The organism is Pseudomonas sp. EA_5y_Pfl2_R50 (assembly GCF_963970475.1).
Lineage (GTDB): Bacteria > Pseudomonadota > Gammaproteobacteria > Pseudomonadales > Pseudomonadaceae > Aquipseudomonas.
This window is the reverse complement of the sequence record NZ_CAXAPT010000001.1, coordinates 53,061-76,826: the sequence shown is the minus strand read 5'-3', so window position 1 is coordinate 76,826 and position 23,766 is coordinate 53,061. Positions and strand designations below refer to the sequence as shown.

The window sequence follows — 23,766 nt, the reverse complement described above, 5'->3', positions numbered from 1 at the left end:
CCGCAAAGGCCGTATTTACTGGGCCAGCCACCCACCATCAATATTCCACGCCGCCCCACGCACCTGACTGCCCGCCTCGCTGCACAAGAACAACACCAGTTCACCCAGATGCTGCGGCGTCACGAACTCCAGCGAAGGCTGCTTCTCGGCCAGCAGATCATGCTGCGCCTGCTGCGGATCGACACCCTTGGCGGCGCGATCATCGATCTGCTTCTGCACCAGCGGCGTCAATACCCAGCCGGGGCAGATCGCGTTGCAGGTAACGTTGCTGGTCGCGGTTTCCAGGCCGACCACTTTGGTCAGGCCGATCACCCCATGCTTGGCCGCGACATACGCCGCTTTTCCGGTCGAACCGACCTGACCGTGCACCGAAGCAATATTGATGATCCGACCCCAATTCTTCGCACGCATGCCCGGCAAGCTCAGGCGGGTGCTGTGAAACACCGAAGACAGGTTGATCGCCATGATCGAATCCCAGCGTTCCACCGGAAACTCTTCCACGGCGGCGACGTGCTGGATGCCGGCATTGTTGACCAGAATGTCGACTCCACCGAATTCTCGTTCGGCGTAAGCGACCATCTCGGCAATCTGTGCCGGGTCGCTGACGTCCGCTGGATGATGGCCGACCTTGACGCCCAGTCGGGCGACTTCAGCGATGACCTTCGAGGCATCACCAAAACCATTGAGGATCAGGTTGGCGCCAGCCTTGGCCAGGCTCAGTGCGATGCCCAGGCCAATGCCGCTGGTGGAGCCGGTAACCAGTGCGGTCTTGCCGGAAAGAGTCGTCATCAATACCTCACACAATGCCAGTGGCGTAGAAAGTGCCGATCACTACGAAAACCGCCAGGGTCTTGATCAGCGTAATACAGAAAATGTCTTTATAGGCTTCACGGTGGGTCAGCCCGGTAACCGCCAGCAGCGTGATCACCGCGCCGTTGTGGGGCAGGGTGTCCATGCCGCCGCTGGCCATCGCGGCCACGCGGTGCAGCACTTCCAGCGGAATATTTGCCGCGTTGGCCGCCGCGATGAATTGCTCGGACATCGCCGCCAGCGCAATGCTCATGCCGCCCGATGCCGAACCGGTGATACCGGCCAACAGGGTCACGGTGATCGCTTCGTTGACCAGCGGATTCGGGATTTGCTTGAGCCAGTCCGCCAGCACCAGAAAGCCCGGCAGCGAAGCAATCACCGCGCCGAAGCCATACTCGGACGCGGTGTTCATCGCGGCCAGCAAGGCACCGCTGACCGCACTTTTGCTGCCCTCGGCGAGTTTGCTGCGAATCGCTTTGAAACCGAGCGCCAGCACCATGAGGATGCCGATCAGCAACGCTGCCTGCACCGCCCAGATCGCCGTCAGTTTGGCGATTTCGGTGGTCACCGGCGCGGCCATGCCCGGCAGCGCGAGGCTGTGGGTCTTGCCATACCAATGCGGAATCCACTGGGTGAACAGCAGGTTCATGATGCCCACGGCCAGCAACGGTGAAAGGGCGATCCATGGATTGGGCAGCTTGAGATCTTCAGCGGTTTCCGGTTCGTTGCGCAGTTCGGTGCCGTAGCCTTCGCCGGCACGTTGCGCTTTGTTGCGTTGGCGCTGGAGGAACAGCATCCCGGCGCAGAAGACGAAGATCGTCCCGATCACACCCAGCCAGGGTGCCGCCCAGGCAGTGGTGTTGAAAAAGGTGCTGGGGATGATGTTCTGGATCTGCGGCGTGCCGGGCAGCGCGTCCATGGTGAACGAAAACGCACCGAGGGCGATGGTTGCCGGGATCAGCCGCTTGGGGATGTTGCTCTGGCGGAACATTTCGGCGGCAAACGGATACACCGCAAATACCACGACGAACAGCGACACGCCGCCATAGGTGAGCAGGGCGCAAACCAGCACGATGACCAGCATCGCTTGCCGGGTGCCGAGCAGGCGAATCGCCGCCGCGACGATGGAGCGCGAGAACCCCGAGAGTTCGATCAGCTTGCCAAACACGGCGCCGAGCAGGAACACGGGGAAATACAGTTTGATGAAGCCGACCATTTTCTCCATGAACACCCCGGTGAACGCGGGGGCGACGGCGGAAGGATCGGTCAGCAGGACTGCGCCGAGGGCAGCAATCGGGGCGAAGAGGATAACGCTGTAGCCACGGTACGCAGCCAGCATCAGCAGCGCGAGGGCCGCCAAGGCAATGATCACACTCATGGTGTGTCTCTCCAGAATTGTTATTTTTGTGGGTGGAACGGGTGTAGGAGAGCGTTTAGCGAGATTTGTGCCAGATATGTAACGTATTGAAATATAAGGTTTATATCGATTTCATGGAGGCGTTTTGATTGATGCTGTCTCGTTCTAGAGACTTTGATTGAGAGTGCTGGCCCCTTCACGCGCAAGCACGTTCCCACTTTTGCAAAGCGAACACTCTGTGGGAGCGGGCTTGTCCGGAAGTTTACTGATGTGTCTTTAGATAGAGATTGGAGTCTCTATATTGAGATTAAGCCAGACCAAGGGCGATCATTTTCTTGTACAGCGTCGACCGCCCAAGTCCCAGACGGGCTGCCGCCTCCGGTACTTTTCCCCCGCATTGCGCCAAGGCTGCCTGAATCAACTGCCGGTCAAAGCGCTCCCGCGCCTGGGCGAATGTCTCGTCGCTCAACGCTTCAGCCAACGGCGTCGATGTCCGCTCGACCGGAGTAAACGTGCCGATGGCCGCGCGAATGTCGTTTTCGCTGAGCATCAGGTCATCACTGAGCAATGCGGCGCGCTCCAGTACATTTCGCAGCTCGCGGATATTTCCCGGCCAGGCATGTTGGCCGAGCAATGCCAGCGCATCGCGGTGCAACTCGTGTTGGCTGCGCAGCTCTTCGAGGATCGCTTCACTGAGCGCTGGCAGATCATCAAGACGCTCGCGCAGCGGCGGGACCTGAATCGGCAGGACATTGAGGCGGTAGTACAAATCGGCGCGGAATTCGCCGCGCTTGATCGCCGCTTGCAGGTCCGTCGAGGTGGCAGCGATGACCCGCACATCACTTTGGATCACCTCGTTGGAGCCTACCGGTTCGAATTCCTTTTCCTGCAATACCCGAAGCAATTTGCTTTGCAGCGGCAGTGGCATGTCGCCGATTTCGTCGAGAAACAGCGTGCCACCCTGAGCAATCTGCAACTTGCCGGTGCGCCCCTTGCGATCTGCGCCAGTGAATGCGCCGGGTGCGGTGCCGAAGAACTCGGCCTCCAGCAATGCCTCGGGAATCGCCGCGCTGTTGATGCTGACGAAGGCTTTGTGCGCCCGTGGCGAGGCACTGTGGATCGCTTGCGCCAGCAGCTCTTTGCCGGTGCCGGTTTCGCCAAGCAACAACACCGGGGATTCGGCGCTGGCACTGCGCCGCGCCCGCCGTTTGACTTCGAGGCTGGCGGCGCTGGTGCCGATGAAGTGGGCGAAATTGTATTTGGTCTGCCGTGCGCGCAGCAGCGAACGGGTCGAGGCCAGTTCCTCCTGCATGCTCAGGTAGCGCTTGAGCATCGGCGACAGCGTGCGCAGCTCGTCGAACAGGGCAAAGCCGATCGCGCCGATGACAGTACCGACGTCGTCGTGGATCGGTAGGCGCATCACCACCAGCGGCTCTTTCGGCGTGTCTTGCATGTCAAGCAGGATCGGTCGCCCGGTTCGCACCACTTCACGCAGCAGACTACCGGGGATCACGCTTTCGCACGGCTTGCCGATGGCACCAGCGGCAGATTCGAGGCCAAATCGCCGGGCATAACGCTCGTTCATCCAGACGATATTGGCGTCGCGGTCGACAATCACCGTACCTTCACTGGACTGCTCGATGATCTCGAACAATGAGCGGATCGCCAGGGTGCGAACGCGTTGGTAGTCCTTGAGGCTGTCGGTGGTGTTCATCTGACGGTTGATCCGGAATGTGGGTTATCAATGCGGGCCTCTTTGCTGGCAAGCCGGCTCCCACAGGGAGATCGGTCGTTCACAGGGTTGCGTACATCCGCAACGCCTTGTGTGAACTGGCTGCCAGCGTGGCCTCAGACTCGGTGTGAAGTCGATTGGCGATTATTCTTACCCAGGATGCGCCGCCGCCAACAGCTCTTTGGTGTACGGATGCTGCGGGGCATCGAACACATCATGGCTGGGCCCGCGCTCAACCACTTTACCGTCCTTGATCACGATCATGTCGTGGGCCAGCGCGCGCACCACCGCCAGATCATGGCTGATGAACAGGTAGGTCAGACCGTGCTTTTCCTGCAGGTCGCGGAGCAGGGCGACCACTTGTTTCTGCACAGTGCGGTCGAGTGCCGAGGTCGGCTCATCCAGCAAAATCAGCGCCGGTTTCAGCACCAGCGCGCGGGCGATGGCGATCCGCTGGCGCTGACCACCGGAAAATTCGTGGGGGTAGCGATGGCGGCTTTCCGGGTCGAGGCCAACCTCCTTGAGCACCCGGATGACCTGCGCATCGCATTCCTCAGCGCTGGATTCGCAATGCACTTCCAGGCCTTCGCTGATGATTTGCGCCACCGACATGCGCGGGCTGAGGCTGCCGAACGGGTCCTGGAACACCACCTGCATCTGCCGGCGCCACGGCCGCAGTTGCTTCTGATTGAGGCCATCGAGTGCTTCGCCCTGGAAGCGGATGCTGCCCTCGGAATCAAGCAGGCGCAAAATCGCCTGGCCCAAGGTTGACTTGCCGGAGCCGGACTCGCCAACAATGCCCAGCGTTTTGCCGCGCTGAATGCTCAGGCTGATGCCGTCCACTGCACACAGGTACTGCTTGCGCTGAAACAACCCGCCACCGACGACAAACTCCACCCGCAGGTCATCGACTTCCAGCACGTTCTCGCGTTCATCCCGGGGCAGGGCTTCGCCTTCGGGCTCGGCGTTGATCAGTACGCAGCTGTACGGATGCTTCGGTTCGGTGAACAGGGTTTCGCACGGCGCCTGCTCGACAATTTCGCCGGCCTTCATCACGCACACGCGCTGGGCGATGCTGCGCACCAGATTGAGATCGTGGCTGATCAGCAGCAGCGACATGCCGAGGCGTTGTTGCACGGACTTGAGCAGCAAGAGAATCTTGCGCTGCACGGTGACATCGAGTGCCGTGGTCGGCTCATCGGCGATCAGCAATTCCGGTTCGCACGCCAGGGCCATGGCAATCATCACCCGTTGACGCTGACCGCCGGACAGTTGATGCGGATAGGCCTTGAGGCGTTCTTTTGGCTTCTGGATGCCCACCAGTCCGAGCAGTTCGAGAATGCGTTGCTGCGCCGCTTTGCCGCCGAGGCCTCGATGCAGCAGCAAGGTTTCGCCAATCTGCTTTTCGATGGTGTGCAGCGGGTTCAGCGAGGTCATCGGCTCCTGAAAGATCATGGCGATGCGGTTGCCGCGCAGTTCACGCAGGACCTTGGGGTCGGCACCGACGATTTCCTGACCGCGATAACGGATGCTGCCGCGGGTTTGCGCATCACATTCAGGCAGCAATTGCAGGATCGAATGCGCGGTCACCGACTTGCCGGAGCCCGATTCACCCACCAGCGCCAAGCACTCGCCAGGGCGAATATCCAGGCACAGGTCACGCACCACGGTCTGGCCGTGGAAGGCGACATTGAGGTTTCGAATTTCAATCAGATTGTCAGTCATGGCCACGCTTCAGGATCGAGGGTCGAACGCGTCACGTAACGCTTCGCCGATGAACACCAGTAAAGAAAGGATCAGCGCCAGGGTGAAAAACGCCGTCAGGCCAAGCCAGGGTGCCTGCAGATTCTGTTTGCCCTGACCGATCAACTCGCCCAGCGAAGCGCTGCCGGCGGGCATGCCGAAACCCAGGAAATCCAGCGCGGTGAGGGTGGAGATCGCCCCGGTCAGAATGAAGGGCAGATAGCTCAACGTAGCGTTCATGGCGTTGGGCAGGATGTGCCGGACAATCACCTTGCGATCGGTTAGGCCCAGTGCCCGGGCCGCTTTGACGTACTCCAGATTGCGTCCGCGCAGGAATTCGGCGCGCACGACGTCGACCAGCGCCAGCCAGGAAAACAACGCCATGATCCCCAGCAACCACCAGAAGTTCGGCTCGACGAAACCGGAAAGAATGATCAGCAGGTACAGCACCGGCAATCCTGACCAGACTTCCAGCAAACGTTGCCCGAGCAGGTCGACCCAGCCGCCGTAATAGCCCTGCAAGGCCCCGGCAGCAATGCCGATCAGCGCGCTGACAACGGTCAGCATCAAGGCAAACAGGATCGACACCCGCGCGCCGAAAATAACCCGTGCCAGCACGTCTCGGGCCTGATCGTCGGTGCCGAGCCAGTTGACCGAGGTCGGTGGGCTCGGCGCGGGTTTGTTGAGGTCGTAGTTCGGCGTGTCATCGCTGAACGGAATCGGCGGGAACAGCAACCAGCCACCGTCCTTGCGGATCAGGTTCTGCACATAGTCGCTGCGGTAATCGGCCTGGAACGGCAGTTGCCCGCCGAACTCCTGCTCGGTGTGGCGCTTGAACACCGGGAAGTACCAGTCGCCCTGATAGCTGACCACCAATGGTTTGTCGTTGGCGATCAGTTCACCGCCCAGTGTCAGCGCAAACAGTCCGATAAACAGCCACAACGACCACCAGCCACGACGGTTTTTCTTGAAGCGCTCGAAGCGACGACGGCCCAACGGCGAGAGCTTTAACATCAGGCGTTCCTCGCGGCAAAGTCGATACGCGGATCGACCAAGGTGTAACAGAGGTCGCCGATCAGTTTTATCAGCAGGCCGAACAGGGTGAAAATGAACAGCGAACCGAACACCACCGGGTAGTCCCGGGAAACCGCCGCTTCATAACTCATGCGTCCGAGACCATCGAGGGAGAAAATCACTTCGATCAATAACGACCCGGCGAAGAACACACTGATGAACGCTTGGGGAATGCCGGACACCACCAGCAACATCGCGTTGCGAAACACGTGGCCGTACAGCACTCGGCGTTCGCTCAGGCCTTTGGCCCGGGCGGTCACCACGTATTGGCGGGTGATTTCATTGAGAAACGAGTTCTTGGTCAGGATCGTCAGCGTCGCGAAACCGCCGATCACCAACGCCGTCACCGGCAACACCAGATGCCAGAAGTAGTCGGCGATCTTGCCCATCGTCGACAGTGAGTCAAAGTTGTCCGAAACCAGACCGCGTACCGGGAACCAGTTGAGCGACGTGCCGCCGGCAAACACGACGATCAGGAACATCGCAAAGAGAAACGCCGGCATCGCGTACCCGATGATGATCGCTGTGCTGCTCCATATATCGAAGTGGCTGCCGTGGTGCACGGCTTTGCGAATGCCCAGCGGGATCGAAACCAGATACGTGATCAACGTCGCCCAGAGCCCGAGAGACAGGGTCACCGGCATTTTTTCGAGGATCAGATCGGTCACCGTGGCGCCGCGAAAGAAGCTTTTGCCAAAGTCGAGTTGCGCGTAATTCTTCAGCATCAGCCACAGGCGCTCATGGGCGGGCTTGTCGAAGCCGTACTGCTTTTCGATGTCCTTGATCAGTTGCGGGTCAAGACCTCGGCTGGCGCGGGACGTGCCGCTCATGGTCTCAGTGCCGCCCCCACCGACATTGCCGGCGCCGCCGATCCCCTGCAAATGGGCAATGGCCTGTTCGACCGGGCCGCCGGGTGCGGCCTGGATGATGACGAAATTGACCAGCAGTATGATCACCAGTGTCGGGATGATCAGCAGCAGACGCCGCAGAATGTAACCCCACATCAACGCGGCCCTCCAGGTCTGCCACGGCTGATTTTCTCCGCCGTCATCTGTTGGTTGGTCAGCGCGGTCCTGCTGATTTCCCACCAGCTCTCGATGGCTTCGTCATTGCTCGCTTGCACCGATGGAATACCGAAACGGTTCCACCATACCGTGGAGGTTCCAGGCGGGTAGTAGTTCGGAATCCAGTAGTAATTCCACTGCAGTACGCGGTCCAGCGCATGGGCGTAGCGCAGCATCTCGGGCTGGGTCGAGGCGCGAATCAGGCCATTGATCAACGTGTCGACTGCCGGGTTATTCAGCACCATATAGTTGTTGGCGCCGGGATCATTGGCGGACGCCGAGCCGAAGTAATTGAGCAACTCGCCGCCTGGGGAGGTCGTGACGGGGTAGCCGGTGACGATCATGTCGTAGTCGCGGCTCATCAGGCGGTTGACGTATTGCGAGGAGTCGATGCGGCGGATATTGAGGTCGATGCCGATCTGTTTCAGGGTGCGTTTGTACGGCAGCAGCAGGCGGTCCATGCCGTTCTGGCTGACGAGAAAAGTGAAACTCAACGGTTCGCCCTGAGCGTTGACCAATTGGTCACCAACAGGCTTCCAGCCGGCCTGTTCCAGCAGTTCGAGTGCCTGCAATTGCTTGTCACGAATCAGCCCGCTGCCATCGGTTTTCGGCGCCTCGAAGACTGTTGTGAAAACTTCGTCGGGAATCTGCCCCCGTAGCGGCTCAAGGATTTTCAGTTCGGCGGCATCCGGTAGCGCGCGGGCGGCCAGATCGCTGTTGGAAAAATAGCTCTGCTGGCGGATGTACAGGTTGCGCATCATCTGCCGGTTGCTCCATTCGAAGTCCCAGAGCATCGCCAGCGCCTGACGCACACGGCGATCCTGAAACATCGGTTTCTGCAAATTGAACACAAACCCTTGGGCCGATTGCGGTGCCTCGGTGGCCAGGTGGGCTTTTTGCAGGCGACCGTCGCTCAGCGCCGGGCTGTCGTAACCGATGGAGTAACCGGTGGCGGAGAATTCGCGGTTGTAGTCATAGGCTCCCCCGCGCAGCACCTGGCGGGCGACATCGGTGTCGCCGAAATACTCGATGCTGAAGTGGTCGAAGTTATAGAGGCCGCGGCTGACCGGCAGATCCTTGCCCCACCAGTCGGGGTTGCGCTCGAAGGTAATGCTGCGTCCGGAGTCGACCTTGCCGACGCGATAGGGACCGCTGCCGAGCGGTGGTTCGTAACCACCACCGCCAGCGAAATCGCGACTCTTCCACCAGTGTTCGGGAAACACCGGCAGGGTCGCGATGTCCAGCGGCAGGGTGCGGTTTTCGTTGCTCTTGAAATCGAAGCGCACCGTCAAAGGCGCCTCCACTTCGACGCGTTTGACGTCGGCGAACTGCGTGCGATAACGCAGGCTGCCCTGGGTCATCAACAAATCGTAGGTGTAGCGCACATCTTCAGCCGTGATGGGGGTGCCGTCGGCGAAGCGTGCCTTGGGATTGATAAAAAACCGCAACGACAGCCCGTCTTCCGAGCGTTCGATTTTTTGCGCGACCAGACCGTAGACCGTGTAGGGCTCGTCCATCGAGCGCTGGGCCAACGGCGAGTACAGCAGGCCGTCGATCTGCGTGACGCCGATGCCCTTGTCTATATAAGGCAGGACATGATCGAAATGACCGATCTCGATGGCCGAGCGACGCATCGTTCCACCCTTGGGCGCCTGCGGGTTGGTGTAGTCGAAGTGGCTGAATCCGGCCGGGTATTTGGGGGGTTCGCCGTAAACGGTCAAAGCATGTTGCGCAGCAGCATTCACACCGCAGGCGCCCGACAGCAGGGCGAGGGCGGTGAGCATCAATGTGGGGAAAGCCAGTCGCATTGTCAGCCTTGGAACCGGGTAATCGATAAGCGCAATTTGTACGCGAGAGCCGCGTCAGCCGCCAGCCGTATGTGTAACTGAAACACAACGGCCCACCAAATGGCGGGCCGTTGGATAGCAATCAGACGACGGATCAGTCCTGACGGCTGGTGACTTCCAGCAGGTGATAACCGAACTGGGTCTTCACCGGGCCTTGCACGACGTTGATCGGCGCGCTGAACACCACGGTGTCGAATTCCTTGACCATCTGGCCAGGACCGAACGAGCCCAGATCACCGCCCTGACGGCCGGATGGGCAGTTGGAGTTGTTTATGGCGATTTCGGCGAAATCAGCGCCGCCTTCGATCCGGGCCTTGAGTTCGTTGCACTGGTCTTCGCTGGAAACCAGGATGTGGCGGGCAGTGGCTTTAGCCATGGGAAAACTCTCCAATCTATTTCAGTAAAGTGTGGAGCCTACCGGATTCAGTGGGTGAATTCTCGGCAAAGTTCCATTCGGTACATTTGTCTCGACTCAGAGATCAGCGGCGCGAAGGCGCAGGGCTTGCTCAACATACAACTCGATCGGATCGATGCTCGGACCGTGCGTGCGACGCAGGCTGTCCATGTGGTCGAAAGGGTAGTCGGAGCGGATCACGCTGCCCAGATGCGAGCTGTAGCGGCCGACGAACCCGTCATTCTGCCCGGCTTCAACGGTGAAATGGCGCGACAGGACGCGACACACACGGTGCACGGGGTTGAACTCCAGCAGGTTTTCGGTGGGCGCTGCGGGCAGCACGCCGCTCCACGAGTAGTAACGGACCCCGTCGACCACTTCTGCACCTTGGCCGCCCCATGTGGTGGGCAGGCCCTGGGGGTAGGTTCGATTGAATTGACTGACGCCTTCGCGGGTCAGCGCGCCCAGTGCCGCTACCGCATTTTGCGGCAGCGTCCGTCGGCCACTGAGCAGCGTCAGGAAATTCGCAAACTGCGTAGCGATCTCGTGGGCCGTGCGCTCTGGTATTTGCCCTGGCACCAGCGCCTTGCGCAATAAGTCAGCCACTTCAGAGCCGTGGTTCGGGCCACTGACAGAGGTGACCGACGCCACTTTTTCCGGCGCAAGCGCAGCGGCGTAACGGCAGGCAAGTGCGCCCTGGCTGTGCCCGATCACATTGACTTTGCTCGCGCCGGTCCCGGCCAAAACCCGGTCAATCTGCATCAGTAACTGTTGGCCGCGTACCTCGTTGTCATGGGTGGCCGACAGCTGTGGGACAAACACTCGATTGCCAACGTCTCGCAGTGCTTGCTTGACATCATGAAACAGCTCGAAACGGCCGATTCGTTCGAAGCCAAACAGACCGTGAACCAACAGGATGGGGTAGCGGGTTGTCGCATTCCGTTGCATGTTTGTGCCTTTTTCGCAGAAGTTAGTGGATCGTTTCTGCAGGCCACTGTAAATCACGGCATCAGCCAAGCGATGTCTGAAAATACCGCAGTGTTTAAGGGAAAATGGACTAGTAGAAGTAGGAAACTTCAGTAGGGGTTGCGGGCGTTGTCGGAACATTTGGCAATCTTTCGCACTGCTTAAATGGATTCATGACCGGGAACCTACGTCAGCGGGCGCTTTTGCCGTCCACACGCAGTTGCTTCGGCTGACATCGATTACTCAACGGATGAGGTTGAATACCTCTATTCGACGTCGCGGTAATCGACGACGTTTTATCCAGGGAATGGAGTGAAGAATGACTAGATGTGATGCGCAACTGGATGTTTGCGAACCCTTAATGCAGACGACTGAGCCCTGCGTGTCGGGCAGGATGAGTTTCAGGGTGGAGGGGAAAATGCTCGAGTTCAGCTACCGCCCGGCGGACACCTCGGCAACGCCGCCCATATCGCTGCCAGCGCCGAGCATCGAATTGCTCGAAGGAGGCATGCTCGACCCCTCGCTCGACAGCGCCTTTGTCCGGGTGGCGCCTTATCCTCAGATGAAAAGCGGTGACAAACTGATTCTCAGCTGGCTGGGACTCGATGCCGACGGATTGCGTTACACCCATGAGATCAGCCGTGTTGTCAGTGATGCGCAAGTGGGTCAAGAGGTGGTGTTCGTCATCAAAGGCGTCCACATCGCGATGCTGGAAGGAGGTTCGCTGGAACTCTGCTGGACACTCCACAGTGTTGATCTGTCCGAGCCCGTCGCGTCCAGTCGTTTGCAACTGGATGTGGGCGATCCAGAGCCAGAACTGCTCGCGCCATTTATCGAAGAAGCCGTGGGTGGCACGCTGGACCCGGCACGAGTACCGGAAGGGGCGAGCGTGTTCATGCGTCCGTATGCGCGCATGGCTGCCGGGGATCAACTGCTGTTTTTCTGGCAGGGTGAAAGCGACGACAGTGGCTTCAATGATGTGCTGACGGTCGAATCTTTTTCCGTCCGCGAAGTGCTGTCTTTCTGGATCAAGCCGCAATGGTTCGCTCGGCATGCCGGGCAAACGGTGAGCCTGCACTATCAGGTGCAATCGAAGGACGGGCAATTGCGCCAGTCTGCGCGTTTGCAGTTGTTGCTGGCACCCTTGGTTCGAGGCGAACTACCGGCGCCGCAGGTGCTCAGTGCGGAAAGCGGTGAACTGGATATTGCCGAATCACAGGACGGTATTACCGTCGTGATTGCCAATGCCAACGCCGAGGAAGGTGAGCTGGTCTATTTGCGCTGCGACGGTGAATATTTCAATCATCGTGATGATCGAGAAATAACCCGTGCGACGGCTGGGCAGCCACTGGTGTTCATTGTTCCGTACCGCTTCTGGCGCGAGCATCGGGAAACAGTGGTGCAAGTCTCGTATTCGGTAGAGCGACTGGACGACGTCAGTCAGCTCTCCAGCGCCACCCGAATACGCATACGCGCATAACACGCAGACCATTGCGGACCGCTAGGTGTCCGCAATGGTCGCTTTCTGGCTCAGGTGCGAGGTTGCGCGCGAAGACGATCTGCAGCGCTGCGCAGCAATTGTTCCGTCGACTCGAAACCCAGGCAGCCATCGGTCACCGATACACCGTACCGCAGTGAATTGCTGAGCGGCTGGCAGCCTTCGAACAGGTGGGATTCGAGCATCATCCCGATCAGCGAGCGATCACCTTGCAAGCGCTGCTCAAGTACATCGTTGAATACACCGGGCTGACGCAGGGGGTCTTTGCCGCTGTTGGCATGGCTGCAATCGACCATGATTCGGCCCGGAATCTTCAGGCGAGTCAGGTCGTCGTGTATCCGCGCAACGCTCTGCGGATCGTAGTTCGGCCCTTGGTGGCCGCCGCGCAGGACGAGGTGGGTGTCAGGATTTCCCGTCGTCTGGACGATGGCGGGATGCCCTTGGGTGTCGACGCCGAAATGCCGGTGCGGGTGGGAAGCCGAGCGCATGGCATCGACTGCAACGGCGACACCGCCGTCGGTCCCGTTTTTGAAGCCGACCGGCATGCTCAAGCCACTGGCCATTTCCCGGTGGATCTGCGATTCAGTGGTGCGTGCACCGATGGCGACCCAACTGAGCAGATCGTCGAAGTAACCGGCGGCCATGGGTTGCAGCAATTCAGTGGCAATCGGCAGGCCGAGGCGGATCATCTCGATCATCAGCTCGCGGGACAGCGTCAGGCCGCCGGCCATGTCATCGCTACCATCCAGATGGGGGTCGTAGGCGAGGCCTTTCCAGCCAACGGTGGTGCGTGGTTTTTCGACATAGGCACGCATGACCAACAACATTTCGTCGCTGACTTCGCTGCTCAGACGTGCAAGCTTTTCGGCGTATTCGAGGGCGGATTTAGGATCGTGGATCGAGCAAGGTCCGACGATCAGCAGAAGACGCTGGTCTTCGCCGTTGAGTATGGCGCGCACGGCTTGGCGGTGGTTGGCGACTTGTTGGCTCAAGGCGCTGGTCAGCGGCAATTGCTGCTTGAGTTGCAATGAACTGGGCAGACGCAGGGTCAGCGCTTCGTTGGCAGAATTGAGGGCGGACAGTGGCAAAGCAGATACGGACGAGTTCATATTCAATTTTCCTGGGCTGGTGGCGGGTGCTTCCCGCTCACTCGGCCCTACTGGGGTGTTCGACAGTTGGCCGTATTGGCCACGTGTGTGTGCATGCCACCTGTGGGTGACCGATCGGAGGCGGCAGGCTGTCCCGAGCGGAGGCTGGTAAATCGCCAGGCGGAAAAACTGTCGTAGCGGTAATAAGTGGCGTAGTTCATGTCGTGAATCCTCAAAGTGTCTGGTGTGTTGCTGAAAAAGTTGGGGCCTGAAAAAGCAAAACCCCCGGTCGGGAGGCCGACCGGGGGTTGAGTAATCTCAGGTGGCGTCCCGTTTACATGGGCGCCGTGTGGGTATCAGGCGCGCCAGTGGCTAAACCAATACCCAAAATAAAAGCTGGCTGGAGCGCAAACGTCATTCACCCGGGCAGCCGAAGCCGAGCGCTGGGCGCTGGCGGTACGTAGCTGCAAGAGGGTGTCGAACATGGTCTGTCTCCGATGAATGCGCCGAGCTTACTAGAGGGCGATGCGCATCAGCAATCAGAAAATGCTATCGGGGGCGTAACAAGTAACCTATCGCTTGAGTGCCGAAATAGTTGTGACACACTCAGCTTTTTGTCTGAACACCAAGGTTGAATCATGTCAACGCTGACCATCGCTGCAGCTCAATCGGTCTCCATTGCCGGTGATCTGGCCACAAACATCGCCCGGCACATGCGCTTCATTGAAGTCGCCGCGCAGCACGGCGTCGAGTTGCTGGTGTTTCCGGAATTGTCGCTGACCGGTTATGAGGGCGAGATCGCTGCGGCGTTGGCGATCGATCCGCAAGATCCGCTGATTGCGCCACTGAGAGACAGGGCACGGGCTCTTGGCATTACCGCAGTGGTGGGCATGCCGATTCATTTAAACGGCAACAGCGCAGTATTGATTGGTGCTCTGACTCTGGGGGCGGAGGGCACGTTGGGGGTATACAGCAAACAACATCTGCATTCGGGTGAAGAGCGTGTCTTTGCCAGCGGAAGCGGGGGTGAGCCCCAGCAGATTGGATCGGACAAGGTCGCGTTGGCGGTTTGTGCCGACTTTACACATGCCAGCCATGCAACTGCGGCGGCCGACCACGGCGCTAATCTGTATGCGGCGGGTGTATTGATCAGCGAAAAAGGTTACGAGCCCGATACCGCAATATTGCGGGGCTATGCCCGGAATCACGTGATGGCGGTGTTGATGGCCAACCACGGCGGTCTTACCGGTGGCTGGCAATCGGCGGGCTGCAGCGCGATCTGGTCCGAAACAGGTACGCTGGTCATTGCCGCGCCAGGTGCGGGTGAAGCATTGGTCATCGCTCGTCGTGACAACGGTGAATGGCTAGGACAGGTTGTCAGTGGGGCGGGGCTTGCATGAACTTTCAAATACGTCGTGCCACTTCTGGCGATCTGCTCTTTGCACGAGAACTCACCTGCCAGAACATGCTGCGCTATTACATTCAATACGATCTGCTCTGGCAGGATGACGCGTTTGATGTTGCCTGGGCAGGTCGTGACAATTGGCTGATCGTCGGTGAACACCAGACGCTGGGTTATTTCAGTCTGAGCCATGATGCGCGGGCGTTGTATATCCGCGAATTGCAGATCGCGCCAGCGTTTCAGGGGCAGGGTGCCGGTTCTTGGGCGATTGATCAGGTTATCGACATGGTTCGCGAGCAAAGACGTCCGGCTCTGCGCCTGACGGTGTTCGAAAACAATCCGGCAAAAAATTTGTATCAGCGAAAAGGACTACAGGTTCAAGGAAAGGATGAGTGTTTCCTGCGCATGCAGCTTGATATCAGTACAGCTGTGCTCTGAAACCCGCGTCCGGCAAGCCCTGAAAGACGAATTGAAACTTTTTAAATGGCGCTTGCCGCTAGGTCTGTCTGGCTCTTTTTGCTAAGGTGTCCGACATCCCAATAAGACCATATCTCGAGGTGTCTGCTTGATTAGGGTGCTAGTGGTCGATGACCATGATCTCGTTCGTACAGGCATTACACGTATGCTGGCCGATATCGATGGCCTGCAGGTGGTGGGGCAGGCCGAGTCAGGTGAAGAGTCCCTGACCAAGGCCCGTGAATTGAAGCCCGATGTGGTCCTGATGGACGTCAAGATGCCCGGCATCGGCGGCCTGGAAGCCACGCGCAAACTGTTGCGCAGTCACCCGGATATCAAGGTGGTTGCCGTTACCGTGTGTGAGGAAGACCCGTTTCCTACACGGTTGTTGCAGGCAGGTGCTGCCGGTTACCTGACCAAGGGCGCCGGATTGCCGGAAATGGTCCAGGCCATTCGCCTGGTGTTTGCCGGTCAGCGCTATATCAGCCCGCAGATCGCTCAGCAGTTGGCGATCAAGTCCTTCCAGCCGACCAGCGACTCGCCGTTCGACGCCTTGTCCGAGCGCGAAATCCAGATCGCATTGATGATTGTCGGTTGCCAGAAAGTCCAGATCATTTCCGACAAGCTGTGTCTTTCGCCGAAGACCGTAAACACTTACCGCTACCGTATTTTCGAAAAGCTTTCGATCAGCAGCGATGTCGAGTTGACGCTTTTGGCGGTTCGTCATGGCATGGTTGATGCCAGCGCCTGACCATGACTGAAGTATTCGATTCCGGCGCCTTTCTGTCGACCGTCAGTGGGCGTCCCGGCGTTTATCGCATGTTCGACAGCGATGCGCGCCTGCTCTATGTCGGCAAGGCCAAAAATCTCAAGAAGCGTCTCGCCAGCTATTTTCGCAAAACCGGACTGGCCCCGAAAACTGCCGCTCTTGTCGGTCGTATCGCGCAAGTCGAAACAACCATCACGTCCAACGAAACCGAAGCGTTGCTGCTCGAGCAGACACTGATCAAGGAGTGGCGGCCGCCGTACAACATTCTGTTGCGCGACGATAAATCCTACCCTTATGTGTTTCTGTCTGATGGCCAGTTCCCGCGGTTGAGCATTCACCGTGGTGCGAAGAAGGCCAAGGGTAAATACTTCGGCCCGTATCCGAGTGCCGGTGCCATCCGCGAAAGCCTCAGCCTGCTGCAAAAGACCTTTTTCGTTAGGCAGTGTGAAGACAGTTATTACAAGAACCGCACGCGGCCGTGCCTGCAGTATCAGATCAAGCGCTGCAAGGCGCCGTGCGTCGGTCTGGTCGAGCCGGAGGTCTACGCCGAAGATGTTCGTCACTCGGTGATGTTTCTTGAAGGTCGCAGTCACGCGCTGACCAATGAGCTGTCGACGGCGATGGAAGAGGCAGCGATCAACCTTGAGTTCGAGCGCGCCGCCGAGTTGCGCGATCAGATTGCACTGCTGCGCCGGGTTCAGGATCAGCAGAGCATGGAAGGTGGCACGGGTGATATCGATGTGATCGCGGCGTTCGTCAATCCGGGTGGAGCCTGTGTCCACTTGATCAGCGTGCGCGGCGGACGAGTGCTCGGCAGCAAGAATTTCTTCCCGCAGGTCGGGATCGAGGAAGACGTCTCTGAAGTGATGGCGGCGTTCCTCGGGCAGTATTTCATCAGCAGCCCCGAGCGCGACTTGCCGAGCGAGTTGATCGTCAACGTCGTGCATGAAGACTTTCCGACGCTGATCGAAGCGATTCATGAGTTGCGTGGCCGCGAACTGGCAATCAGTCACCGGGTGCGTGGCACGCGAGCGCGATGGCAGCAGTTGGCTGTGACCAACGCCGAACAGGCGCTGGGCGCGCGACTCGCAAATCGTCAACACACCGCTGCGCGTTTTGAAGCGCTCGCTGAAGTACTCAAACTGGACGAACCCCCGCAGCGTCTGGAGTGCTATGACATCAGTCACTCCAGTGGTGAGGCGACCGTTGCTTCGTGCGTGGTGTTCGGGCCCGAAGGCGCGATCAAATCGGACTATCGCCGGTACAACATCGAAGGTGTGACGGCGGGGGACGATTACGCCGCCATGCATCAGGCACTGACGCGACGCTTCAGCAAACTGAAGGACGGCGAGGGCAAGCTGCCGGACATTCTGTTGGTGGACGGTGGCAAGGGGCAGTTGTCGATGGCGCGCGATGTCCTTAACGAATTGGCGGTACCGGATCTGATCCTGCTTGGTGTGGCAAAGGGCGCGACGCGCAAGGCAGGGTTCGAAACGTTGTATCTGAATGATGCAGCGCATGAATTCACTCTGCGCGGCGACTCGCCTGCACTGCACCTGATTCAGCAGATTCGCGACGAAGCTCACCGTTTTGCAATTACCGGACACCGCGCACGTCGTGGCAAAACCCGTCGAACCTCAACCCTGGAAGGTGTTGCCGGAGTAGGGCCGACCCGACGTCGCGATTTGTTGAAACATTTTGGTGGATTGCAGGAGCTGACTCGTGCAAGCATCGAAGAGATCGCCAAAGCCCCGGGGATCAGTAAAAAGCTCGCAGAGTCGATTTATGCGAACCTGCATAGCGAGTAGAATGCCCCCTCACCTCGTAGCCAGTTGTGCCGATGAATATCCCTAATCTGATTACCGTTCTACGCGTCCTGCTCATTCCGATCTTTATTTTGCTGTTCTATCTGCCTTACCAGTGGAGTTACATGGCCTCCGCCTCGGTGTTTGCCTTTGCGGCAGCAACGGACTGGCTGGATGGTTATCTGGCCCGTCGGCTGGAGCAGAGCACGCCATTCGGCGCCTTTCTCGATCCGGTTGCCGACAAACTGATGGTTGCCGTCGCGCTGGTGCTGTTGGTGCAGGAACATGGCAATCTGTGGCTTACTCTGCCAGCCGCCGTCATCATCGGTCGCGAGATTGTGGTTTCGGCATTGCGTGAGTGGATGGCCGAACTTGGTGCTCGCGCGCATGTTGCCGTATCGAACCTGGGCAAATGGAAAACCGCTGCGCAGATGCTCGCGCTGGTGATCCTGCTGGCCAACCCCAAGGACTTCAGCTTCTGGGTAGTGCTGGGTTATACCTTGCTGATGGTCTCCGCAGGCCTGACGTTGTGGTCGATGGTTCAATACCTTCGTGCCGCCTGGCCGCATCTTAAGACCGATGTTGAAAAGAAATAAAAGTTTTTTGAATCAAGGGGTTGACGGAGCTTCTTAATTCTATAGAATGCGCATCACCAAGCGGGAATAGCTCAGTTGGTAGAGCACGACCTTGCCAAGGTCGGGGTCGCGAGTTCGAGTCTCGTTTCCCGCTCCAATTTGTACGTATTTGTTGTTCTGCTACTGACAGCAAATGCTTTGAGGCCGAGTAGCAAAATGGTTATGCAGTGGATTGCAAATCCACCTACGCCGGTTCGATTCCGACCTCGGCCTCCACTATAAACAAGCTCCGTAGATCCATGATTTACGGAGCTTTTTTATTTGCAGTGCGCTGCAAGATTTAGTCTTGAAAAGGGCTACTGCGAACTTGCTTCACCGGGACGTGATGTATATATTTCCCGCTCGGCTCTTGAGCTCGCATCCTGTCAGGTTAGCGACTCCGCAGTTTGAAATGCAGCACCGCGCTACCGCCCGAATGGCGAAACTGGTAGACGCATGGGACTTAAAATCCCCCGCTCGTAAGGGCGTGCCGGTTCGATTCCGGCTTCGGGCACCATATTAAATCAAGGGTTTGCGGGCGAAAGCTAATGCAAGCCCTTGTTTGTTTCTGGTCCGCAATTTTTGTCTTGGTCCGTCATTCACTGGGTAGGCATGACCTTTTTACCCTTCGATTAAGAGGATCTAGCGATCAATGCCGGTATGATCCGCGACCGCTTTGCCAAGATAGAATAAGCATCCCAATTCCTGGAAACCCGGCCGTCGCGCCGGGTTTTTTATTGCTTCAAATTGACCTGTAGCCAGGACAGCCCTAGGGAAGGCTTGGACGTCGATAGCCGAATAGTGCGATGTACGGAGTCAACGCCGGCAGACCTCCCTGCGTTACTCCTCGCACAGATCCAGCACTTCTTCGAAAACTACAAGGCACTGGAGCCGGGTAAGTGGGTGAAGAGGGGCGTTGGGGAGCGCGGATGAAGCGCGAGAAGAAATTCGCAAGTCGGTAGCGGCGTACATTCCGAAATAAGTTATCCGCCAGATTGACTGCGTCTGCCGGGAGTAGGTGCTGAGGGGCAAGTGATTTGCCTCTCAGTCGCTCGGAACATCAAATGTCGAGAGAACCAGACGCATGGAAAAGTGGATGGTTTATGTTGACTCAACTCAATCAAAGCTTTTCCAGAACATCCAGCTTTTATCACCCACTTATGGGGTCGTGCTATCAAGCATTTGACGATCTCCTATTTGACTAAGGTGATCGGTACATCTGAGAGCTGAATCACCTTTGCCGCTACAGAGCCCAGAAAAATCCCTGCAAGAAAGCCGTTGCCATGTGAGCCGAGAATGATGCTGTCACATCCTAAAGAGTGTGAGCACGCCACGATTTGGCTCGCTGCATCGCCTTGTAACATATGAAGTGTAAATACAATCCCTTCCTGTTTCAGAAGCCCCTCAGCTTTTTGTGAGTCCTCAGCACTTTTGTCACCGTAGTAACGATCAACCTCATTCGCGCTCATGTCGTGGGCAATTCGAGTTGGTAAAAGTGGCTGCACATTCGCCAGATGCACCTCAACACTACCTCCCAGTAATCCGCCATCTTGGATCAGCGCAATAAGGTAGCGCACCGCGCGCTCTGAATGCTCGGAACCATCGACAGCTACAAGTATTTTATGCATTTTCTAAATCCTCTTTCAGTGGCATGAAGATGCTTGTCGTTTGGGGATTGCCAGCTTGCAATCAGTTCTACTCGGACAGGCGGATTCGAATCTGTTTTTCAATCTCGATGATCGCAAAGAGCGCAATACCAACCCCGATGATAAGTAGGCCATCAAGGAAGGGGATCGCTTCTGTGGCAAACACCTTTTGCAGAGGTGGCGCGTAGGTGATGGCGAACTGGGCCAAGGTAACCACTGCGACGGTCATCCACACGACCTTGGTGCCACGAATGCCCCTCCAAGTAAGCGATGTGCTGTAGAGATTACGAATAAAGAACAGATGGAATATTTCCATCACGACTAGCGTATTCACCGCGATGGTTCGAGCCAACTCCACGGAGTAGCCACGGTCGAGCGCATACGAAAAAATGCCGTAAACACCACAGAGGAACAGAATAGAAACAAGCACCATATGCCAAACCAACGCACCGCTTATGAGGGGCTCTTTACGGGAACGGGGCGGTCTGCGCATTGTGTTTTCTTCGGTAGGCTCGAACGCCAGCGCGATGCCAAGTGTCACGGCGGTAATCAGATTGATCCACAGAATCTGTATTGGCGTCACTGGCAGCGTAATGCCGAGCAGCAGGGCCACGATGATGGTCATGGTCTCGCCCGCGTTGGTAGGCAGCGTCCAACTCAGCACTTTCTTGATGTTGTCGTAGACCGTCCGGCCTTCGCGAACCGCAGCGATGATGGACGCAAAGTTGTCATCGGCCAGCACCAAGTCTGCGGCTTCCTTGGCGGCTTCACTGCCTTTTCCACCCATGGCGATACCGGCATCGGCGCGCTTTAGCGCTGGTGCATCGTTTACGCCATCGCCGGTCATGGCCACCGTCATGCCATTGGATTGCAGCAGCATTACCAACCTGAGTTTATGTTCAGGGCTGGTGCGCGCAAAAATATTGACGTGCTTTACCGCCTCCTTCAGAGCGGCATCGTTCATGACGTCGAGGTCTACGCCGGTCAACACACTTTCGGGGTTTTGAAGGCCAATCTGCCGACCGATAGCCGCTGCGGTACCGCCGTGATCGCCAGTGATCATTTTTACGACAATACCTGCTGCTTGGCATTGTTGAACTGCTTTTATCGTCTCGGGTCTAGGCGGGTCAATCAGTCCGACCATGCCCAGCAGGGTTAATCTTCCTTGTACGTCCTCAAACTCCAACACAGTGTGCTCGGGAGGAACTGATCTAACTGCAAACGCCAATACACGCTGCCCCTTGGCAGCAATGGCGTTTGCCTGTTCGTGCCAGTAGTGCGCATTGAGCGGTTCAGTCCCGCCAGCATTGACGAGCTGCTGTGTGCTCATGGCCAGTATTTGCTCTGGCGCGCCCTTCACATAGATAGAGGCACGTCGATCATGATTGTGATGCAGGGTCGCCATGAAGCGGTGTTTCGCGTCAAACGGAATGGTATCGGTTCGTGGCCAGGTACGATGATCTTCATCGCTATCGATTCCAGCTTTTCCGGAAAACGCCAGCAAGGCACCCTCCATCGGATCACCCTCCACCGTCCATACATCCTCATGCAGGCGCAGCGAGGCATCGTTGCAAAGACCTGCTGCTCGCCCCAATTCTGAGAGCGCGGGGTGAGACGATATGTCGATTAACTGATCGGCAAGATTGATGCTTCCCGCTGGCTGATAACCTGCACCATCAACCGTGAAGATGAGATCGTTCGTCACGACCGATGCCACCATCATTTCGTTGCGGGTGAGTGTCCCGGTCTTGTCAGTACAGATGACGGATACCGAACCGAGCGTCTCGATGGCAGGCAAGCGACGCACGATGGCGTTGCGGCTAGCCATTGCCCGAACGCCGACAGCTAGCGTAATGGTAAGGACGGCGGGCAGCCCTTCAGGTATCGCCGCTACCGACATACCAACCACTACCATGAAGATCTCGGTGAACTCGTAGTGCCCAACATAATGGCCAAACACGAGCAAAAGGCTGCCGACTAACAAGATCAAGATCGTCAGCCAACGGGCAAACACGTTCATTTGCTGCACCAGCGGCGTGGTCAGCGTTTCTACACCTGCAAGTAGAGTGCTGATGCGTCCGATTTCAGCAGCTGCTGCGGTAGCAACGACAACCCCTGTTGCTTGCCCGCAAGTCACGAGTGTGCCGCTGAACGCCATGCAAGTACGATCACCCAAGGCTGATTCGAGGCCCACTGGCTGGGTATGTTTCTCTACTGGTAGGGATTCACCGGTAAGAATGGCTTCTTGAATCTGTAGTCTGTTCACGTGCAGCAGGCGTAAATCAGCAGGGACTTTGTCTCCCGCCTCCAGCAATACGATATCGCCCGGTACCAGCTCCTCGCCCACAATACTTAAGCGTTGGCCTGCGCGAATCACGGCGGCGTGCGGTGCCAGCATCTGCCGGATAGCGTCCATGGCTTTTTCCGCTTTGCCTTCCTGGACGTAGCCAATGATTGCGTTTGCAATGACCACCGCCAGAATCACCACCGTATCCCACAGATGCTGCAGCATCGCGGTAATCGCAGCGGATCCTAGAAGCACATAAATCAGAATGTTGTGAAATTGCAGCATGAATCGCAGCCACGCGGGTCGCCGTGCGGCTTCTGGCAAACGATTGAAACCAGTGCGGTCAAGCCGGGCTTGAACTTCGGCGGCCTCCAGCCCGACATGCTCATTGACCTCAAGCAGGTTTGTCACCTGCTCTGCAGGTAGGGAGTGCCAGGCCACGGAATGCGGAGGGATTGGTGTTTGCTCCGTTGATGCGTCGACCACCTGCTTCATCAATGAGTATCTCCTGTACACACAGCTCAAGTGAGACGGGCTGAGGTGATCATGAGCGAGCGTGGGAATATAAGGCCGAAACATTATTTTTGGTCTTACATCTATAGTTCCTTCTAGCTGACAGGAACTATAGATGTAACGCAATCAACCGGTTGGTAATTAATGATATAGATCAAACTATCAGCAGCAATTAATGTGACAAAATGTTTTGGTGATGACTTTGATCTTCTGGATTTCTATCTAATGGTGCAGGCAAACGAACACTGCGCGAAGCGAAAACGAGGAGGCATAAATACTACTGCTGTTATTAAGAAAACTCTGTTTATTCAGTATATGGCATCCAATTTTTGCAACATTCCTGTGCTGCCTTGTTAAACCCGGAATAGCAATGCCTTCAACTTAATCCCAGTTATGCATAGCGCCCTAACTTGATTTAGCTACTTTATCAACCTGGGACTCTTCCAGCGCCTCCGGTGCTTCTAGCAACTCGGTAATCACGCTGAAGTCGCTCACTTCAACGGCACCTAGCCCATAGCCAAGCAGGTGGAACGAGAACGCTTTACGCGGCTGCGGATTATCGAAACTGAAGTCCATCTCCAGCGGCTGATCGGCAGTGACGTGGATTCGACCAACCCAGAGCTGCACGCAGGCACAAAGGCATGATCAGAACCAGTCCGATCAAGGCGATGAGACGTGCACGGGGTTGACTTAACCAGCGA

At 57.6% G+C, this 23,766-nt stretch carries 18 protein-coding genes, 3 tRNA genes and 2 pseudogenes; 10 read left to right on the top strand and 13 right to left on the bottom strand.

All coding sequences use genetic code 11. The features are described 5' to 3' along the window. Positions 1 to 15: 15 nt before the first annotated feature. From hbdH to AACY19_RS00320, 9 genes are all read right to left on the bottom strand, one after another. On the bottom strand, positions 16 to 789 hold the full coding sequence (hbdH, locus tag AACY19_RS00360; RefSeq protein WP_339446831.1) for a 3-hydroxybutyrate dehydrogenase: 774 nt from the start codon (positions 787 to 789) through the stop codon (positions 16 to 18). A gap of 7 nt (positions 790 to 796) precedes the next feature. Then, entirely contained in the window at positions 797 to 2,188 is a 1,392-nt protein-coding gene (locus AACY19_RS00355) for a GntP family permease (RefSeq protein ID WP_339446829.1), read from the bottom strand. A gap of 286 nt (positions 2,189 to 2,474) precedes the next feature. Continuing rightward, positions 2,475 to 3,881 carry a sigma-54 interaction domain-containing protein gene (locus AACY19_RS00350; protein ID WP_339446826.1) on the bottom strand — a complete coding sequence of 469 codons (1,407 nt, stop codon included), beginning with the start codon at positions 3,879 to 3,881 and terminating at the stop codon, positions 2,475 to 2,477. Positions 3,882 to 4,049: 168 nt separating this feature from the next. Continuing rightward, entirely contained in the window at positions 4,050 to 5,624 is a 1,575-nt protein-coding gene (locus AACY19_RS00345; protein ID WP_339446824.1) for an ABC transporter ATP-binding protein, read from the bottom strand. Between the two features lie 9 nt (positions 5,625 to 5,633). Beyond that, positions 5,634 to 6,656 carry an ABC transporter permease gene (locus AACY19_RS00340; RefSeq protein WP_339446822.1) on the bottom strand — a complete coding sequence of 341 codons (1,023 nt, stop codon included), beginning with the start codon at positions 6,654 to 6,656 and terminating at the stop codon, positions 5,634 to 5,636. Then, the gene (locus tag AACY19_RS00335; RefSeq protein WP_339446820.1) at positions 6,656 to 7,720 is read right to left on the bottom strand and encodes a microcin C ABC transporter permease YejB; all 1,065 of its coding nucleotides are present in this window, start codon (positions 7,718 to 7,720) and stop codon (positions 6,656 to 6,658) included. The genes AACY19_RS00340 and AACY19_RS00335 overlap by 1 nt, the downstream gene beginning before the upstream one ends. Beyond that, on the bottom strand, positions 7,720 to 9,588 hold the full coding sequence (locus AACY19_RS00330) for an extracellular solute-binding protein (protein ID WP_339446818.1): 1,869 nt from the start codon (positions 9,586 to 9,588) through the stop codon (positions 7,720 to 7,722). Before AACY19_RS00330 ends, AACY19_RS00335 begins: the two co-directional genes overlap by 1 nt. Positions 9,589 to 9,721: 133 nt before the next feature. Then, positions 9,722 to 10,003: a peptidylprolyl isomerase gene (locus AACY19_RS00325; RefSeq protein ID WP_339446816.1), complete on the bottom strand. Its 282-nt coding sequence runs from the start codon at positions 10,001 to 10,003 to the stop codon at positions 9,722 to 9,724. A gap of 96 nt (positions 10,004 to 10,099) precedes the next feature. Then, positions 10,100 to 10,969 (bottom strand): esterase/lipase family protein, encoded by an 870-nt coding sequence (locus tag AACY19_RS00320; protein ID WP_339447858.1) that lies wholly within the window; start codon positions 10,967 to 10,969, stop codon positions 10,100 to 10,102. Between the two features lie 436 nt (positions 10,970 to 11,405). Here AACY19_RS00320 and AACY19_RS00315 point away from each other — a divergent pair, with 436 nt between their 5' ends. After that, a complete protein-coding gene (locus tag AACY19_RS00315; RefSeq protein ID WP_339446814.1) occupies positions 11,406 to 12,467 on the top strand; it encodes a hypothetical protein in 1,062 nt (353 codons plus the stop codon). 50 nt (positions 12,468 to 12,517) lie between these two features. Here the strand turns inward: AACY19_RS00315 and AACY19_RS00310 are convergent, their stop codons facing one another. After that, complete coding sequence (locus AACY19_RS00310; protein ID WP_339446812.1) at positions 12,518 to 13,594, bottom strand: 3-deoxy-7-phosphoheptulonate synthase; 1,077 nt, start codon at positions 13,592 to 13,594, stop codon at positions 12,518 to 12,520. 617 nt (positions 13,595 to 14,211) lie between these two features. On the opposite strand from AACY19_RS00310, the gene AACY19_RS00305 reads away from it, so the two are divergent. The 9 genes and pseudogenes from AACY19_RS00305 to AACY19_RS00265 form a co-directional block, all read left to right on the top strand. Continuing rightward, positions 14,212 to 14,973, top strand: a complete 762-nt coding sequence (locus tag AACY19_RS00305; RefSeq protein ID WP_339446810.1) for a carbon-nitrogen hydrolase family protein — start codon at positions 14,212 to 14,214, stop codon at positions 14,971 to 14,973. After that, a complete protein-coding gene (locus tag AACY19_RS00300) occupies positions 14,970 to 15,413 on the top strand; it encodes a GNAT family N-acetyltransferase (protein ID WP_339446808.1) in 444 nt (147 codons plus the stop codon). The genes AACY19_RS00305 and AACY19_RS00300 overlap by 4 nt, the downstream gene beginning before the upstream one ends. A gap of 127 nt (positions 15,414 to 15,540) precedes the next feature. Then, entirely contained in the window at positions 15,541 to 16,182 is a 642-nt protein-coding gene (gene gacA, locus AACY19_RS00295) for a response regulator transcription factor GacA (RefSeq protein ID WP_339446806.1), read from the top strand. 2 nt (positions 16,183 to 16,184) lie between these two features. Further along, entirely contained in the window at positions 16,185 to 18,008 is a 1,824-nt protein-coding gene (uvrC, locus tag AACY19_RS00290; RefSeq protein WP_339446804.1) for an excinuclease ABC subunit UvrC, read from the top strand. Positions 18,009 to 18,040: 32 nt separating this feature from the next. Beyond that, positions 18,041 to 18,601, top strand: a complete 561-nt coding sequence (gene pgsA / locus AACY19_RS00285; RefSeq protein WP_339446802.1) for a CDP-diacylglycerol--glycerol-3-phosphate 3-phosphatidyltransferase — start codon at positions 18,041 to 18,043, stop codon at positions 18,599 to 18,601. Positions 18,602 to 18,661: 60 nt separating this feature from the next. Beyond that, positions 18,662 to 18,737 (top strand) — tRNA-Gly (locus tag AACY19_RS00280). 45 nt (positions 18,738 to 18,782) lie between these two features. Continuing rightward, positions 18,783 to 18,856, top strand: a tRNA-Cys gene (locus AACY19_RS00275). Between the two features lie 193 nt (positions 18,857 to 19,049). After that, a tRNA-Leu gene (locus AACY19_RS00270) sits at positions 19,050 to 19,136 on the top strand. 308 nt (positions 19,137 to 19,444) lie between these two features. After that, positions 19,445 to 19,601, top strand: a pseudogene (locus AACY19_RS00265) (inorganic diphosphatase); the annotation flags it as partial. Between the two features lie 211 nt (positions 19,602 to 19,812). Here the strand turns inward: AACY19_RS00265 and AACY19_RS00260 are convergent. From AACY19_RS00260 to AACY19_RS00250, 3 genes and pseudogenes are all read right to left on the bottom strand, one after another. Continuing rightward, positions 19,813 to 20,247, bottom strand: a complete 435-nt coding sequence (locus tag AACY19_RS00260; RefSeq protein ID WP_339446801.1) for a universal stress protein — start codon at positions 20,245 to 20,247, stop codon at positions 19,813 to 19,815. 67 nt (positions 20,248 to 20,314) lie between these two features. Then, positions 20,315 to 23,047, bottom strand: coding sequence for a cation-transporting P-type ATPase (locus AACY19_RS00255; protein WP_339446799.1), 2,733 nt, complete (start codon positions 23,045 to 23,047; stop codon positions 20,315 to 20,317). Positions 23,048 to 23,470: 423 nt separating this feature from the next. Further along, a pseudogene (locus AACY19_RS00250) lies at positions 23,471 to 23,665 on the bottom strand (hypothetical protein); the annotation flags it as partial. Positions 23,666 to 23,766: the final 101 nt, after the last annotated feature.

What these genes read in the sequence shown, in the direction of transcription:
- AACY19_RS00300 (WP_339446808.1), top strand. Translation starts at nt 14,970, where the DNA reads ATGAACTTTCAAATACGTCGTGCCACTTCTGGCGATCTGCTCTTTGCA.
- AACY19_RS00260 (WP_339446801.1), bottom strand. Translation starts at nt 20,247, where the DNA reads ATGCATAAAATACTTGTAGCTGTCGATGGTTCCGAGCATTCAGAGCGC.
- AACY19_RS00305 (WP_339446810.1), top strand. Translation starts at nt 14,212, where the DNA reads ATGTCAACGCTGACCATCGCTGCAGCTCAATCGGTCTCCATTGCCGGT.
- AACY19_RS00320 (WP_339447858.1), bottom strand. Translation starts at nt 10,969, where the DNA reads ATGCAACGGAATGCGACAACCCGCTACCCCATCCTGTTGGTTCACGGT.
- AACY19_RS00340 (WP_339446822.1), bottom strand. Translation starts at nt 6,656, where the DNA reads ATGTTAAAGCTCTCGCCGTTGGGCCGTCGTCGCTTCGAGCGCTTCAAG.
- AACY19_RS00355 (WP_339446829.1), bottom strand. Translation starts at nt 2,188, where the DNA reads ATGAGTGTGATCATTGCCTTGGCGGCCCTCGCGCTGCTGATGCTGGCT.
- uvrC (WP_339446804.1), top strand. Translation starts at nt 16,185, where the DNA reads ATGACTGAAGTATTCGATTCCGGCGCCTTTCTGTCGACCGTCAGTGGG.
- AACY19_RS00350 (WP_339446826.1), bottom strand. Translation starts at nt 3,881, where the DNA reads ATGAACACCACCGACAGCCTCAAGGACTACCAACGCGTTCGCACCCTG.
- pgsA (WP_339446802.1), top strand. Translation starts at nt 18,041, where the DNA reads ATGAATATCCCTAATCTGATTACCGTTCTACGCGTCCTGCTCATTCCG.
- AACY19_RS00255 (WP_339446799.1), bottom strand. Translation starts at nt 23,047, where the DNA reads ATGAAGCAGGTGGTCGACGCATCAACGGAGCAAACACCAATCCCTCCG.
- AACY19_RS00330 (WP_339446818.1), bottom strand. Translation starts at nt 9,588, where the DNA reads ATGCGACTGGCTTTCCCCACATTGATGCTCACCGCCCTCGCCCTGCTG.
- AACY19_RS00335 (WP_339446820.1), bottom strand. Translation starts at nt 7,720, where the DNA reads ATGTGGGGTTACATTCTGCGGCGTCTGCTGCTGATCATCCCGACACTG.
- AACY19_RS00345 (WP_339446824.1), bottom strand. Translation starts at nt 5,624, where the DNA reads ATGACTGACAATCTGATTGAAATTCGAAACCTCAATGTCGCCTTCCAC.
- hbdH (WP_339446831.1), bottom strand. Translation starts at nt 789, where the DNA reads ATGACGACTCTTTCCGGCAAGACCGCACTGGTTACCGGCTCCACCAGC.
- AACY19_RS00315 (WP_339446814.1), top strand. Translation starts at nt 11,406, where the DNA reads ATGCTCGAGTTCAGCTACCGCCCGGCGGACACCTCGGCAACGCCGCCC.
- AACY19_RS00325 (WP_339446816.1), bottom strand. Translation starts at nt 10,003, where the DNA reads ATGGCTAAAGCCACTGCCCGCCACATCCTGGTTTCCAGCGAAGACCAG.
- AACY19_RS00310 (WP_339446812.1), bottom strand. Translation starts at nt 13,594, where the DNA reads ATGAACTCGTCCGTATCTGCTTTGCCACTGTCCGCCCTCAATTCTGCC.